This is a genomic window from Pseudomonas sp. M5A4_2d (assembly GCF_053345295.1).
The window spans coordinates 1298233-1312685 of sequence record NZ_JBKEZW010000001.1 but is presented as its reverse complement, the minus strand read 5'-3'; the positions used below and the strand labels follow the sequence as shown (position 1 = coordinate 1312685).

17 protein-coding genes are annotated in these 14453 nt (G+C 60.2%); 4 read left to right on the top strand and 13 right to left on the bottom strand.

What is annotated here, in order from left to right; translation table 11 throughout:
- Positions 1 to 13 precede the first annotated feature (13 nt).
- The 9 genes from ACLBW8_RS06025 to ACLBW8_RS05985 all read right to left on the bottom strand — a co-directional run bounded on the left by ACLBW8_RS06025 (position 14) and on the right by ACLBW8_RS05985 (position 8370).
- Entirely contained in the window at positions 14 to 361 is a 348-nt protein-coding gene (locus ACLBW8_RS06025; protein ID WP_064452551.1) for a DUF2493 domain-containing protein, read from the bottom strand.
- A 65-nt stretch (positions 362 to 426) separates the two neighbouring features.
- Positions 427 to 3141 carry a magnesium-translocating P-type ATPase gene (mgtA, locus tag ACLBW8_RS06020; protein WP_432751795.1) on the bottom strand — a complete coding sequence of 905 codons (2715 nt, stop codon included), beginning with the start codon at positions 3139 to 3141 and terminating at the stop codon, positions 427 to 429.
- Positions 3142 to 3376: 235 nt separating this feature from the next.
- Positions 3377 to 3685 carry a hypothetical protein gene (locus tag ACLBW8_RS06015; RefSeq protein WP_447804872.1) on the bottom strand — a complete coding sequence of 103 codons (309 nt, stop codon included), beginning with the start codon at positions 3683 to 3685 and terminating at the stop codon, positions 3377 to 3379.
- Positions 3686 to 4002: 317 nt separating this feature from the next.
- The gene (locus ACLBW8_RS06010; RefSeq protein WP_064452549.1) at positions 4003 to 4614 is read right to left on the bottom strand and encodes a LysE family transporter; all 612 of its coding nucleotides are present in this window, start codon (positions 4612 to 4614) and stop codon (positions 4003 to 4005) included.
- Between the two features lie 73 nt (positions 4615 to 4687).
- Complete coding sequence (locus tag ACLBW8_RS06005) at positions 4688 to 5479, bottom strand: helix-turn-helix domain-containing protein (protein WP_447804871.1); 792 nt, start codon at positions 5477 to 5479, stop codon at positions 4688 to 4690.
- A 48-nt stretch (positions 5480 to 5527) separates the two neighbouring features.
- Positions 5528 to 6217 carry an arsenical resistance protein ArsH gene (arsH, locus tag ACLBW8_RS06000; protein WP_447805024.1) on the bottom strand — a complete coding sequence of 230 codons (690 nt, stop codon included), beginning with the start codon at positions 6215 to 6217 and terminating at the stop codon, positions 5528 to 5530.
- 9 nt (positions 6218 to 6226) lie between these two features.
- Complete coding sequence (locus ACLBW8_RS05995; RefSeq protein ID WP_447804870.1) at positions 6227 to 6697, bottom strand: arsenate reductase ArsC; 471 nt, start codon at positions 6695 to 6697, stop codon at positions 6227 to 6229.
- A 13-nt stretch (positions 6698 to 6710) separates the two neighbouring features.
- Complete coding sequence (locus tag ACLBW8_RS05990) at positions 6711 to 7994, bottom strand: arsenic transporter (RefSeq protein WP_064452545.1); 1284 nt, start codon at positions 7992 to 7994, stop codon at positions 6711 to 6713.
- 19 nt (positions 7995 to 8013) lie between these two features.
- Complete coding sequence (locus ACLBW8_RS05985; RefSeq protein ID WP_064452544.1) at positions 8014 to 8370, bottom strand: metalloregulator ArsR/SmtB family transcription factor; 357 nt, start codon at positions 8368 to 8370, stop codon at positions 8014 to 8016.
- Between the two features lie 177 nt (positions 8371 to 8547).
- On the opposite strand from ACLBW8_RS05985, the gene ACLBW8_RS05980 reads away from it, so the two are divergent.
- The 3 genes from ACLBW8_RS05980 (at position 8548) to ACLBW8_RS05970 (ending at position 9838) form a co-directional block, all read left to right on the top strand.
- On the top strand, positions 8548 to 8763 hold the full coding sequence (locus ACLBW8_RS05980; RefSeq protein ID WP_064452543.1) for a hypothetical protein: 216 nt from the start codon (positions 8548 to 8550) through the stop codon (positions 8761 to 8763).
- Positions 8764 to 8834: 71 nt separating this feature from the next.
- Positions 8835 to 9530, top strand: a complete 696-nt coding sequence (locus ACLBW8_RS05975; RefSeq protein ID WP_053255941.1) for an AzlC family ABC transporter permease — start codon at positions 8835 to 8837, stop codon at positions 9528 to 9530.
- On the top strand, positions 9527 to 9838 hold the full coding sequence (locus ACLBW8_RS05970) for an AzlD domain-containing protein (RefSeq protein WP_447804869.1): 312 nt from the start codon (positions 9527 to 9529) through the stop codon (positions 9836 to 9838). The genes ACLBW8_RS05975 and ACLBW8_RS05970 overlap by 4 nt, the downstream gene beginning before the upstream one ends.
- Positions 9839 to 9945: 107 nt before the next feature.
- On the opposite strand, the gene ACLBW8_RS05965 is transcribed toward ACLBW8_RS05970, so the two are convergent.
- A complete protein-coding gene (locus tag ACLBW8_RS05965; RefSeq protein WP_064452540.1) occupies positions 9946 to 10203 on the bottom strand; it encodes a hypothetical protein in 258 nt (85 codons plus the stop codon).
- A 109-nt stretch (positions 10204 to 10312) separates the two neighbouring features.
- Here ACLBW8_RS05965 and ACLBW8_RS05960 point away from each other — a divergent pair, with 109 nt between their 5' ends.
- Positions 10313 to 10666, top strand: coding sequence for a hypothetical protein (locus ACLBW8_RS05960; RefSeq protein ID WP_447804868.1), 354 nt, complete (start codon positions 10313 to 10315; stop codon positions 10664 to 10666).
- A 144-nt stretch (positions 10667 to 10810) separates the two neighbouring features.
- On the opposite strand, the gene ACLBW8_RS05955 is transcribed toward ACLBW8_RS05960, so the two are convergent.
- The 3 genes from ACLBW8_RS05955 to ACLBW8_RS05945 all read right to left on the bottom strand — a co-directional run bounded on the left by ACLBW8_RS05955 (position 10811) and on the right by ACLBW8_RS05945 (position 14393).
- Positions 10811 to 11515: a YoaK family protein gene (locus ACLBW8_RS05955; protein WP_447804867.1), complete on the bottom strand. Its 705-nt coding sequence runs from the start codon at positions 11513 to 11515 to the stop codon at positions 10811 to 10813.
- A gap of 69 nt (positions 11516 to 11584) precedes the next feature.
- Positions 11585 to 13219: an ABC-F family ATP-binding cassette domain-containing protein gene (locus ACLBW8_RS05950; RefSeq protein ID WP_447804866.1), complete on the bottom strand. Its 1635-nt coding sequence runs from the start codon at positions 13217 to 13219 to the stop codon at positions 11585 to 11587.
- Between the two features lie 124 nt (positions 13220 to 13343).
- Positions 13344 to 14393, bottom strand: a complete 1050-nt coding sequence (locus ACLBW8_RS05945) for a DNA topoisomerase IB (RefSeq protein WP_447804865.1) — start codon at positions 14391 to 14393, stop codon at positions 13344 to 13346.
- Between the last annotated feature and the right edge of the window lie 60 nt (positions 14394 to 14453).

Genomic DNA, 14453 nt, shown 5'->3' with positions numbered 1-14453 from the left:
ACCTCGCTTGAATTCAGCTTTCTACGGTCAGCACCGAAATGCCGCTGGTTTTGGCTTGGCAGACCAACTCCGATGTGTCGTCACCACCCGGTAGGGCGATGATCACGTCGGGCCGGCTGTCGGTCAGCATGAAATGGTTGCGCTGGCGTTCCGCCTGCTTGCCATGGCGTTGCCAATTGGGCGGGTAGCGCACCACGTCGATGCCGATTTCTCGCGCCCATTCCTCGATGTCGCTGCCCAGGAATTGGTTGCCGCCGTGAATCAATACCTGCACGGGGCGCAGGCGGTGGTAAGCGTCCAGCACTTGGCGGGACTTTTTGGTGTCGGCGTAATGACGACCTGCACAGATCAAGACGCGCATAGGGAGTGTCCTTGTGTTGCACGGTGGCGGCCGGGCGACCGCCACCGTTTAAACGGCGGGGGTGATCAGTACCACTGCTTGAAGCGGCGGATGTAGATCGTCTTCATCAGTTGGGCGACGCAGCAGTAGGCGAGCAGGGTGCCGACCAACCATGGGAAGTACGCCAGCGGCAACGGCTCCAGGCCCACCAGGGTGCCCAGCGGCGAGAACGGCACGTAGATGCCCAGCCCGATGACGATGGCGGTCATCATCAACACCGGCCAGGCGGCCGTGCTCTGGAAGAACGGGATCTTGCGGGTACGCAACATGTGCACGACCAGGGTTTGCGAGAGCAGCCCCTCGATAAACCAGCCGGACTGGAACAGGGTCTGCATTTCCACGCTGTTGGCGGAGAACACGTACCACATCAATGCAAAGGTGGTGATGTCGAAGATCGACGAGGTCGGCCCGATCCAGATCATGAAGCGGCCGATGTTTTTCGCATCCCACTTGCGTGGTTTTGCCAGGTATTCCTTGTCCATCTTGTCCCATGGCAAGGCCAGCTGGGAGATGTCATACATCAGGTTTTGCAGCAGCAGATGGATCGCCAGCATCGGCATGAACGGGATAAACGCACTGGCGACCAACACCGAGAACACATTGCCGAAGTTCGAGCTGGCCGTCATGTTCAGGTACTTCATGATGTTGCCGAAGGTTTCGCGGCCCTTGAGCACGCCTTCTTCCAGCACCATCAGGCTCTTTTCCAACAGGATGATGTCGGCGGATTCCTTGGCGATATCAGTGCCGCTGTCCACCGAAATGCCCACATCGGCATCACGCAGCGCCGGTGCATCGTTGATGCCGTCGCCGAGGAAGCCCACGGTGTGGCCGTTGGCTTGCAACGCTTTGAGTACCCGGGATTTCTGCAGTGGCGTGAGCTTGGCAAACACTGTGCGCTCTTCCACGCGGCGCAGCAGGGTTGCGTCATCCATCGCTTCGATTTCCACACCCAGCAGCGGCTGGCCAGGCTCGAGGCCGACCTGACGGCAGATCTTGCTGGTGACCACCGCGTTGTCGCCGGTCAGCACTTTCACCGCGACGCCGATTTGTTGCAGTGCGGCAATCGCCGGGCCTGCGGTTTCCTTCGGTGGATCAAGGAACGTCAGGAAGCCCTGGATCACCAGATTGCGTTCATCGGCCGTGGTGTACTGCTGGCGTGCCAGTGCTTTCGGGATGTTGCGGGTGGCGACGACCAGTACACGGAAACCATCTTCGTTGTAGTCGTTCGCCAGCGTCAGCAACTCTTCACGGCGGCGCTCATCCAGCGGGACGGCATCGCCACCTTCCATGACGTGCGTGGAAATGCTCAGCATCTCTTCCACCGCGCCCTTGCACACCAGCAACTGGTCGCCGGCGGCATCCTTGACCACGATCGACAGGCGACGGCGTACAAAGTCGAACGGCAGTTCATCGACTTTGCTGTAGGCAAACGGCACCTGGAATTTCGGGTTCTGTTCCGAGAACTGCACCACGGCCTGGTCCATCAGGTTTTTCATGCCGCTCTGGTGAAAGCTGTTGAGCCAGGCCAGGGACAGCACTGCATCATCACGTTGGCCAAAGGCGTTGACGTGATGCTCGAGGATGATCTTGTCCTGGGTCAGGGTGCCGGTCTTGTCGGTGCACAGCACGTCCATTGAGCCGAAGTTCTGAATCGCGTTGAGGCGCTTGACCACGACTTTGCGCTTGGCCATGGCGTTGGCGCCTTTGGCCAGGTTGGCGCTGACGATCATCGGCAGCATTTCAGGGGTCAGGCCAACGGCGACCGCCAGTGCAAACAGGAACGCATCGCCCCAGTCACCTTTGGAGAAGCCATTGAGGAAGAACACGATCGGCACCATCACCAGCATGAAACGGATCAGCAGCCAGCTGACGCTGTTCACCCCACGATCGAAAGCGGTTTGCACCCGCGAGCCGACAATCGCTTTGGCCAGGGAGCCAAAGTAGGTGCGTGGGCCGGTGGCGACCACCACGGCTTTGGCGCGACCACTGACGACGTTGGTGCCCATGAAGCAGATGTTCGGCAGGTCCAGCAGGTTGCCTTGGTCGGCCGCTGCCGGTATCGCGGACTTTTGCGTGACGTCGCCGAGGGTGTCGTACTTCTCGACCGGCAACGCTTCGCCGGTCAGCACGGCCTGGCTGATAAACAGGTCGCGGGACTCTATCAAGCGGATGTCGGCCGGGATCATGTCGCCGGCGGAAAGCTGCACGATGTCGCCGGCCACCAGGTCGCGCATCGGTACTTCACGCAGGGTCGGTTGGGCTCCGACTTGCTCACGACGCAGCACCGTGGCCGTGGTGCGCACCATGGCTTTCAGGGCCTCGGCGGATTTGGCCGAGCGGTGCTCCTGCCAGAAACGCAGCAGGCTGCTGAGCAAGACCATGAGCATGATGATGATGACTTTGGTCAGGTCGACTTCTTCACCGGCCTGCAGCGGCAACCAGTAGTCGGTGACAAAGCTGATGCCGGCCAATGTCAGCAGTACGTAGATGAACGGGTTGTTCAGTGCCTGCAGGAACTGGACGATGGCGTGAGGCGGCTTGTCATGGGCCACTTCGTTGTAGCCTTCACGTTGCAGACGCGCCGAGGCGTCCAGTTCGGTTAAACCATCCTGGGTGGCTCGCACATTGGCAAGGGTGGCCGACAGGCCGTTCTGGGCTTCACGGGCGGCACGCATCGACAGTTTGGTGTCGGTAGCGGTGCCATTTTTCTTGTGCAGAGGCGTGTTTTTTACGGCGCTCATTGTCTGTACTCCTGTCGCCAATTCTCGACAAAACATACCCGGTACTTACCTGAATACAGGCGAGCGAAAGCATGCCGAGCCGCGGACTTCGCGATCGGTTTAAATAAAGTATCTACATAACTTCTAGTGTGCCCGCCAAACGCGCGTTAATTAACTAACGCGCAGCGGGCTACTACTGGACGTGTTCATAAAGAACTCCAGAACATCAATTAGAAAGTTGCTGTTTCCAGCCGGGTTAAGCGGCGCGAGTGCTCACGTAAAGTCCGAGCATCAGGCCAGCGTGTGCCAGTCTGGAAACCTTCGGTCTCTGCGGGTCTTGAGGGTCGGCGTGATCCCATTGCTGCAGCAATTGGCCGCTGGCAGGGCAGACACGCCAGTGCGCCAGCGGGGGAGCCGGGCGCGCTTGGTCTTTATTTGCTTGGGGGAAGGGTGCAGCAAAGGCTGCGCGAGTAGGCGAAAAACCTACGGGCTCGCGGCACAACTTGGCGCGCAAGGCTGCGGCCAGTGTACGAACATCAGGTAAAGCAATGAGTTGGAAGGTCATAACACACCTCGGGACCGGACGAGCGACCGGTGAGGCAGTTACGGTGGAGCATCAAGCTCTAGCGCAGCTTACCGGACCTGGAAGGCGAGTCCTGTCATATTCTGGGTTTGGCGCCCGATGCCCGCAATAGCGGTGCTCGGACAGCGACTAGATACTGTGTCCATTGGCTTCTTTTGTGAGGTTTAAAAAAGGCCCCAGTTGTGGGCAGGGGCAATCTACTCAGACGGTTACAAAATGTCAACGCATGATTAATTAAAATACCCTGTGTTCAGAGTTCATTCAGATTAGCCGAGGCGGAAGTTACGCACTATATAACTTCATATGCCATGTGCCGCCAGAACGGCCAGATAGATCAATACCCCACCACACGTGCCATAACTGATGCGCTGCCACAACGCTGATGCGTTCTTGCGCAGCAGGTTGACCAGCGCGGCAATCAGAAAGCATGACAGCACCGACGCGAGCATGAACCCTGCAAAAAACATCAGGGTTTGCCCGTGGCTGGGCGTGGCGCCGACGATGCCGGACAAAGCGCTGCCCAGCGCACCCCAGTAAATAATGTTCTTCGGGTTAGCCAGGGAAATGGCCGCCCCCACCGCCAGCGCATTGCGCCCGGAACTGGCCGGTGCGTGACTGGGTTCGGGCAAATGCCAGGCATCGATCAGGCTGCGCACGCCCAGCCAGGCCAGGTACAGCGCGCACACGATGGTCAGCGGCACGCGTACTGCATCATGTTGAATCAGCAGGGCGATGCCGGTGAGGCCGATGACCGCCCACACCGCATCGCCCACCAGTGAGCCGATCTGCACCAGCAGGGCCGGCGTAAAGCCGTGGAGCAAGCCACGGCGCAATGTCTCTGCCAGCACCGCGCCGGGAGAAAGGCAAAACACAAACCCGAATACCAGCGCGTAAAAAAAGATCGTCAACATGCCCGCTTTCCTTCAAAAGAGGCGGGCAGTGTGGTGTCTGTCGAGGCAGGCGTCTTGAACCAGATTGCGCTGTTCAGCGTTTCAACACGCTTTGATAGCGGCCAGGGGTGATGCCATAGGCGGCGCGGAAGTGTCGATTGAGGTGGCTTTGGTCGGCAAAGCCCAGGCCATGGGCGACTTCACTGGCCGAGACGCCGTTGCGCAACAGTCCTTTGGCGCGGCAGGTACGCAGTTGCATGGCCCATTGTCTGGGGCTCATACCGGTTTCTTTTTGAAAGACACGCAACAGATGGAATTTGGACAGTCCCAATTCATTGCCCAGCTCGTCCAGGGGCAGTGACTGATGCAGGTGCGAGGCGAGCAATTCCTGGGCGCGACCGATCATGCGGTTGCCGGTATTGGTGCTGCCAGGCAAGCGTACACCGCTGACGCCGACCACTTCTCCCAACCGTAACACCAGGGCTTCCTCATTGAATTCGCGGACCCACGTATCGTTGCTCAAGGCGCCTTTCACGGCCGCGGCCACGCGTTGCGCGAGGTCAGGTTGAAAGCAGAGCGAGCGATCAAACTCCAGGTGCGACAGCCCCAGGTCAGCCGCCAGTTGATCCGCGGTGACGTACAGGCTGACAAAGTGCCAAGGCGCTCCCTCAGCCGCGCCGCCGCCCTGGATCTGACCCGGGTTGTACAAGGTGATGGTGCCCGGCCCGGCCTCGAACTCCCGGCGATCGAGCCAGACTTTTTCCTCACCGACAAGGTTGACGCCGATCACGCACTCATCATGGCTGTGACGGGCAAAGGTCAGGCCGGTGCAGGTGGTGCTGCTGACTTCGTAGTTGCCCAGCCAGGCGTGTTGAATGGCGCTCATCATTCAGCTCGGGAAGCGGTTTGCTTGAGCATACGCTGGCAGGGTCGATCAAATCGACCGTTGGTTGACCCGCTGCGACAGCTCATCAGCGCTTTCCTTGCGCTCCGAGTAACGGTCTACCAGGTCCGGGCGGTCGCGCAGTAACAAGGTGAACTTCACCAGCTCTTCCATCACATCGACGACGCGGTCGTAAAGCGCCGACGGTTTCATGCGGTCGTGGTCGTCGAACTCCATGAATGCTTTGGGCACCGAGGATTGATTGGGGATGGTGAACATGCGCATCCAACGTCCGAGCACGCGCAGTTGATTGACGGTGTTGAAGGATTGCGAGCCGCCCGACACTTGCATCACCGCCAAGGTCTTGCCCTGGGTGGGCCGCACGGCACCCAACGCCAGCGGCACCCAGTCAAGTTGCGCCTTGAACACTGCCGACATCGAGCCATGACGTTCTGGAGAGCACCAGACCTGGCCTTCGGACCATTGCATCAGGTCCAACAGCTCCTGGACTTTGGGATGGTCGTTGGGTGCATCATCAGGCAGAGGCAGCCCGGACGGGTTGAAAATCCGAGTGTCGGCACCGAAGTGGCGTAACAGGCGCGCGGCTTCCTCCACCAGCAAACGGCTGAACGAACGGGGCCGGGTGGAGCCGTAAAGCAACAGGATGCGCGGCGGGTGAGTCGGCTCTGTATGCACGGGCGAAGACAGCGTCGTGTCGAGGTTAGGCAGCGTAGTCATCAGGTTCTCCGGCTACAACCGCGCGATGCGGTCGAGCTCAGCCTTCAGTTCAACAGGGCCCAGGCGGGCAAAGGGCAGGGCGAAAAACGCCTGGCAGCGGGTGGCGATGATGTCCATCGTTGCGTTGAACGCGGCGTCGAGATGTTCATCGTCGCCCTGAACATCGGACGGATCTTCCAACCCCCAGTGCGCCTTCAGCGCCGGCCCGAAATACACCGGGCATGCCTCTCCGGCAGCCTTGTCGCACACGGTAATGACCAGGTCCGGCGGGCTGCCTTCAAAGGCATCATTGCCCTTGCTGTACAAACCTTCGGTGCTGATGCCCGCCGCCTGCAACGCGCCCAGGCTGCGCGGCAGGACCTGGCCCTTGGGGAAGCTGCCGGAGCTGATCGCCTCGAAGCCTTGCGGCGCCAAGTGATTGAATACCGCTTCGGACAGGATGCTGCGACAACTGTTCGCAGTGCACATGAACAGGACTTTCATTTCGGTATCTCCTTCAGATACTCAGGCGCAAAGCGAGGGCGGCGAGGGTGATCAACAGCACCGGCAAGGTCAGCACGATCCCGACCTTGAAGTAGTAACCCCAGGTGATGGTGATGCCTTTGCGCGCCAGGATATGCAGCCACAGCAACGTCGCCAGGCTGCCGATGGGGGTAATTTTCGGGCCCAGGTCACTGCCTATTACGTTGGCGTAGATCATCGCGTCCTTGACCACGCCGACCGCATGGCTGGACTCGATGGACAGCGCGCCGATCAATACCGTCGGCAGGTTATTCATCGCCGATGACAACAGGGCCGTCAGCACACCTGTGCCCATGGCCGCGCCCCACACGCCGTAAGTGGCGAAGGTATCGAGCCAGGTCGCCAGGTAGGTGGTCAAGCCGGCGTTGCGCAGGCCGTAGACCACCAGGTACATGCCCAGAGAAAAGATCACGATCTGCCACGGCGCGCCTTTCAACACTTTGCGCGTGGAAATCTTGTGGCCTTTGGCGGCGATGACCAGCAGCAATACAGCGCACACGGCGGAAATCGCACTGATGGGAATGCCCAGTGGCTCCAGGGCGAAACAGCCGACCAGCAAAATGCCCAGTACCCACCAACCGGCGCGAAAGGTCGCGCGGTCATGGATGGCACTGGCCGGCTCTTCCAGGTCGGCCGGGTCGTAGACCTGGGGAATGTCGCGGCGGAAAAACCACAGCAGCACCGCCAGGGTGGCGGCAACACTGACGAGGTTCACTGGCACCATGACTGCGGCGTATTCGTTGAAACCGATCTTGAAGTAATCCGCCGAAACGATGTTCACCAGGTTCGATACCACCAACGGCAAGCTCGCCGTGTCCGCGATAAATCCTGCGCCCATGACGAATGCCAGGGTCGCCGCCGGGGAAAAGCGCAGCGCCAGCAGCATCGACATCACGATAGGTGTCAGGATCAGCGCCGCGCCGTCGTTGGCAAAGAGTGCCGAGACCAGTGCGCCGAGCAGCACCATGTAGGCGAACAGCCGTCGACCACGCCCCCGGCCCCAACGCGCCACATGCAGCGCGGTCCAGGCAAAGAACCCGGCCTCATCGAGTAACAGGCTGATGATGATCAGCGCGACAAAAGTGCCGGTGGCGTTCCAGATGATGTGCCACACCACCGGAATGTCAGACAGGCTGATGACCCCACACGCCAGGGCCAGGATCGCCCCCATTGTTGCACTCCAACCCACCCCCAGGCCCTTGGGCTGCCAGATGACCAGGACAATGGTGAAGATAAAAATCGCAATTGCGACAAGCATGAGTAAACGCTCCGATGGCTCAGCAGCAATTGCTGGCGCGTTGTGGTCTGTCGCCCATTGCATCAAGACGCAGCGCGTCGTTTTGCAACCATGGCTGGTTGGCTTGCAAAGTGGTGTCGAGCACCTGTGTCACCCAGGCGGGCAATGCCGGATTGATGCGGTAATAGACCCATTGGCCCTGGCGACGGTCCTGCAATAACCCACAACTGCGCAGTTGCGCCAGGTGGCGGGAGATTTTTGGTTGACTGTCGTCCAGAGCATGGATCAGTTCGCACACGCAAAGTTCGCCCTCGCGCAGGATCAATAACGTCAAGCGTGCGCGGGTGGCATCGGCCAGGCATTTGAACAGGGTGGGCGGGGAGAGGAGGTCAGACATGATCAAGGTCTTTATACATATGATTATTCGAATATACGTATAGCCATATATGTAGGTCAAATCCTGAATTCGTTTGATGTGGATCAACCGCCGGCAAAACAGCCACAACTGACTGAAATTAAACTGAAACACGCATGTCCTAAAGTGCCTGCCATTACTGATGAAGGAAGAACCCGCGTGACCCGTGCCACTCGTAACCTGCGCAAGACCCTCGATTCCGTCGCGGATAACAACGAAACCGCGGCGTTTGACCTGATGCGCGCCGTCGAAAAACTCAGTGATGAAGTGCTGCGCCAACGGCTGCTCAATACTATTCACCGGCTAAACCAGGATGCCTACGAGCTGCGCGAAGCGCGCGACTCGGTTGAACAGGTCTCGGTAAGGCTCGCCTGAGCACGATCGTTCAAGACAAGCTCCGTATGACGCTGGCATGCTTGTCGACTGTCTGTCGATGAGCCGTCTCCATGCCTACAGCCTTACCTCATTACGCCTTCGGACGCGGCGCAATTGCCGTTATTCCGCTGTCCCTGGCCTGTGCCCCTTGGGGGCTGCTGGCCGGCTCCATGGCCATTGATGCGCAATTTACCCCGCTGCAAGCCCAGGGTTTGTCCGCCATTGTCTTCGCCGGTGCAGCCCAGTTGGTGGCTATCGGTATGGTCAAGGGTGGCGCCAGCCTGATTTCGATTGTGCTGACCACCTTGCTGCTGACTTCCCAGCATTTGCTCTATGGCATGCACATGCGCCCGACACTCTCATCGCTTAACACTCGCTGGCGCATGAGCCTGGGGTTTCTGCTGACCGATGAGTTCTTCGCCCTGGTCAACCACTATGACCGTGAGACCTTCAACCGCTGGTATGCCCTGGGCGTCGGCCTGACGTTCTATATCATCTGGAACCTCTTTACTCTGGCCGGCATCGTGCTTGGCAAAAGCATTCCCGGCCTTGATCAATTGGGGCTGGAGTTTTCAATCGCCGCGACGTTTATCGCGTTGATCACCCCCGTAGTGCGCGACGTGCCTACCGTGGTGTGCGTCGCAGTTTCCCTGCTGTGCTCGGTATGGCTGAGTTACCTGCACTGGGAATCGGCGGTGGTGGTGTCCGGCGTGCTGGGGATGAGCGCAGGGTTTGCCTGCAAACGATTGGGAGTAGGGCTGAAATGATCTACATCATGATTGTGGCCATGGGCCTGGTGGTGTTTCTCAACCGTTACCTGTTTATCGAGCCACGCCTGCCGGTACGCCTCAACCGTGGTGCGCGCGAGTTTCTCGGGTTTGCGGTGCCGGGCATGCTCACGGCGATTTGCGGGCCGATTATTTTCCTCGCGGATCACACGCTCAACCTGAGCCCGGCCAACCCCTACTTGCTGGCCGGTATCTGCGCCGTGGCATTGATGTTCTGGACGCGCAGCGTATTGATCACCGTGCTGTTGAGCATGGCGTTGTTCTATCTGTTTCGCTGGTGGCGCTGAATCGGGGGCGAAAAAAAGCCCGCGGGAGAGCGGGCAGAAGGGAGACTTCTTAAAAATGAGCCTGCTGACTATAGGCGTCGTGGTGTCCCTTCACAGTGAAACTAAATTCATTCGGCGGCCGGTAACGGCTTCTTCTTGGCCTTCGCTTCAGCCGCCAGGCATTCCAGGGCGAACTGCTCGGTGTAGGTCATCTGGATCGGCGTGCTTTCGCCCTTGACGGTGCGCTCGCCATCGAGAATGTAGCGGATGCGCTTGTCCGTGACGCCGATACGCTTGGCGATCCACGCGGGTGTCTGGCCAATGCGGCTGACCAGCTTGTCGGCGTAGTCGGTGGAAGGGTTGTAGCGCTCGGCGTTGGGGGTCATCGGGTTTCCAGGTAGAAGCGAGGTTGCAAGTAGGCGACAGGGTGACTGAATAATCCTTGGGTGTCGCTGGCTAATGGTAGAGTCGCATTTTTTACAAGGAGGCGATGGCATGCACAAGGTGGTAATTGGCGCATTGTTAGTGGCTGCACTGTCCGGTTGCGCGGGCTCGAAGATGAAAGACGCGCGCGCAGGTCAGCCTTACAAGACCCTGGCGTCGGACAAGGCCACGCTGGTGGTTGCCCAATGCATTCAGTTCGGCTGGCAGGACGAAGCGGTATTTGGCGTAGACGCCGGGGGCTTCAAGGAACCTCTTGAGGCAGGTGGTTTTACCGTCTACACCACCGGCGGCGATTATTTTGTCGACGTGCGCGCCGCGGGCGCGGGTTCCAGCGTGAACTACTACGCGGCCCAGGACTCGATGCCGGCTAAACGCCGTTTGGCTGCACTCGCAACCTGTCTGTAATCCTTTGCCTTAGTGATATTCGGAAATGCCCGGCGGGACAGCTGGCAGGCATTGGCTTATCATTCTTTCCGCTCGCTCGACGTGATAGCTCTTTACCAGTACACGGATGTCGAGGCCGAAACGTCGGGCGGGCCTCCTTTCTTCTTAGCGTGGCATGTAGCCCAGGTGCCAGCGCCGAGGAATCTTCAGCGACACCAACCCCAGCAAGGCGGCCAATGCGCCACTGACCAGCAGCGCCTTGAGGCCAAGCTGATGCTCCAGCACCGCGCCGATCACCGCGCCCACAAACATCCCGGCCCACGGCACCAGTTGCACCCGCCAACCGTTGCGTCGCTCCCCGAGCATCCAGCGCCCGAGCCCGCGCCCAAAACGTGACAGCGCACCGGTCACATAGGTCAGGCCCACCGGCAGGCCGTTGACCTCTTCCACCGCGGCATTGAGCATGCCCATGGCCGTAATCGCTGCCAGCAGCGCAGGCAAGGCATCGTCATAGGGCCAAACGGCTGCACCACACAACAAGGTGGCGATGCACATCAGCAACGGCAGTGCATGCCGCCGACTGACCCGGCTGACCACCACGCCCAAGGCGTTGCCGACCACAAACACCAGCACCAGCAACAGCAAGCGCCCGGTCAGGCCGAGGTCACCTGCGCTGATCGCCACTGCCAGGCGCGTGGTGTTACCGCTCATGAACGAGACAAAATCACCGCTGGCCATAAAGCCAATCGCATCGGTCATGCCTGCCAGCACGGAAAGGCTGGCCACCAGCATCAAACCGACCCGCCCGCGCCAGCGTTGGCGATGGGCGAGCGCCGCATTGGCGTAAGGTCTGTGGGATGAAGGCAGCATGGGGCCGGGCTCCTCGGTGAGATTATTCGGCCACCACCGTAGTGCGCTTTGGTTGCGCATGCAATGACCTCAGACACACACCAGTCGCCATCCCGCCGGCTGCCAGATGAAGTGATGGGTTGGCCGAATCGCCTGCACAAACGCTTCGTCGTGTGACACCGCGACCACTGCGCCAGTAAAACCTTGCAGCGCCTGTTCAAAAGCCAGCACCGATTCCAGGTCCAGATGGTTAGTCGGCTCGTCCAGTAGCAGCAGTTGCGCCGGTACTTCACGCCACAAGGCAATCGCCATTGCAGCCTTCAAACGCTCACCGCCACTCAATCGGCCGACGGGTTGAGTGACGCGCAAAGCATCCAGTTGCAGCAAGGCCAGGCGCGTGCGCAGTTGCGCTTCGGCCAGCGGAGTATCAAGTAGATTGAGCTGCTCCACGATACAACGCTGATCGTCCAACAGCGCGAGCTGTTGATCGATATACGCACAGGGTACGTGCACCGCACAGTCGCCGCTGACAGGCTGCCATTGGCCCGCAAGCAGTTTGAGCAACGTGGATTTGCCGCACCCATTTGGGCCGCGCACGGCCACGCGTACCGGGCCCATCAGGTCGAGCGTGACGTACGCCGAAGGTTGCCGTGGGTCGAGCCATGGCAGTTGGGCGTTTTCCAGCGTCAATACGTGTCGTCCGTTGGGCAGGGCCGAGCCGGGCAGTGCAAGCAGGGTGGGGCTTTCATCGACAACACGCGCATAGGCTTCGCGCACGTGCCCATCAAGCTCGTTTTTATACGCGTGATGTGCGCTGCGGACCGTGCTGACGATTTCTTTGGCAGCGCCTTTCCAGCGGGCCTTGGTAAACCGCGAGACATTGGCGGTCTCTGCGTGTTTGCGCGCGTGGGCGGCACTGCATTGCAGGCTGTCGTGATCCTTTTGCAGGCGCTTGCGTTCGTGGCTGCGCTCCAGGCGAGCGTGCTCAAGTGCGGCAACCGCCGCCTGTTGTTCGGTGTCGCGTTGCCGGCGATAGGCATCATAATTGCCGCCGTACACCCGTGCGCCGAGGGGCGAAAGCTCGATGATGCGCGCCAAGGTATTGAGCAACTGCCGATCATGGCTGACCACCACCAGGCCACCACGCCATTCGCCCAGGATGTTCAGCAGCCATTCACGGCCGGCGCTGTCGAGGTGATTGGTGGGCTCATCCAGCACCAGCAAATCCGGCGCCGCCAGCAGCGCACCTATCACGGCGACCCTGGCCTGTTGGCCGCCACTCAACTGATCGGCCGGGGCGTCAAAACCGAGCGCTTGCAAACCTGCGCTATCAAGTGCTGCGCGCAGACGTTCGGCAAGGTCCCAGCGATCGTCGATCACTTCGAGGTCATCGGCCTGGGGTGCGCCCCCGGCCATGCGCTCAAGCGCGGCCAGGGCCTCGGCGGTGCGGGTGAAACAGGCGACGCTTGCTCCCGCTTCAACCACCGGGTTCTGTGTGACGTACGCCACGCGGGCCTTACGGTCGAGCGTGCCGGAGGAGGGCGTCAGTGCCCCGGCGATCAACTTCGCCAGGATACTTTTGCCGCGACCATTACGGCCGACAATCCCGGTGGGCGTGTGATCAATCGACAGGTTCAAATCTTCCAGCAGGGTCTCGCCATTGGCGAACTGGAAGGACACGTGTTGCAGGGATACGAGTACGGGCAGCCGTTTGACGTCAGTCATCAGCACCTCCAAAAAAATGTCGAACAGGCCAACAAGCGCGCCGGGCGGCTCGTTGCAGATACATTTTGGAAGGCTTAGTTGTTCACGTCGGCGGTCATCCCGTGAGTCAGAAGGGACGCGAAGGCTAACGCACCTTGGCGTTCTTCGGCAAGTCAGCGGCCAATTGTTCGAGGAACATCGCCAGGGCGACTTCCTCGGCTTTCAAGCCCGTGCGCTTGCGCGGTTTTGGCAAACTGGACAGTTCACCCAGGCTGAAATGCTCCAGCACCGCCGGGTGGATATAGCACTTGCGGCACACTGCCGGGGTGTTGCCCAGTTGCTTGGCGACATCCTTGACCATGGCCACCACATGCCGCTTGGCGTCGGATTCCGGTTGCCACGCCAATTCCCGCAGCACCGCCAGCGCCATCGCAGTGCCGGCCCAGGTGCGGTAATCCTTGGCGGTGAAGTCGGCGCCGGTCAGGCTGTGCAAATACGCATTCACGTCGTGGGAGCTGACGGTGTGGCGCTCACCGTCTTCGTCCAGGTACTGAAACAGGTTCTGCCCCGGCAATTCCAGGCAACGCTTGACCACCGTGGCCAGGCGTCGGTCCTTGACGCTGATCTGATGCTCGACGCCGCTCTTGCCGCGAAACTGGAACTGGATCTCGCTGCCCTTGACGTCCACATGCCGGTTGCGCAGGGTGGTCAGCCCATAGGATTTGTTGTCGCGGGCGTATTGGGTGTTGCCGACACGGATCAGCGTGGCATCCAGCAGCATCACCACCGTGGCCAGGACTTTCTCGCGCGTGAAGCCTGGGGCGGCGATTTGCGCCTCCAGTTGCTTGCGCAGTTTGGGCAAGGCATTGCCGAACTCCTGCAGCCGCGAATACTTGTCGGTGTCGCGCACCTCACGCCAGCGCGTGTGGTAGCGGTACTGTTTACGACCGCGCGCATCGCGGCCGGTCGCTTGCAGATGGCCGCGCGGGTCGGCGCAGATCCACACGTCGGTGTAGGCCGGCGGCACGGCCAGGGCATTCAGGCGTTTGATTTCCTCGGCATCGGTGATGCGCTGGCCTTTGGCGTCGACATACTGAAATTTGCCGCGCAGCTTTTTACGGCGAATGCCGGGCTGGGTGTCGTCAACGTAATGCAGGTCGCGGGGCAGGTCGGCAGTCAGGGCAGAGTCGGGCATCGTGCAAATTCCTTGGCAACGGATCAGGCCGGTATGTCTGATTGACCGCAGGGTTTTGCG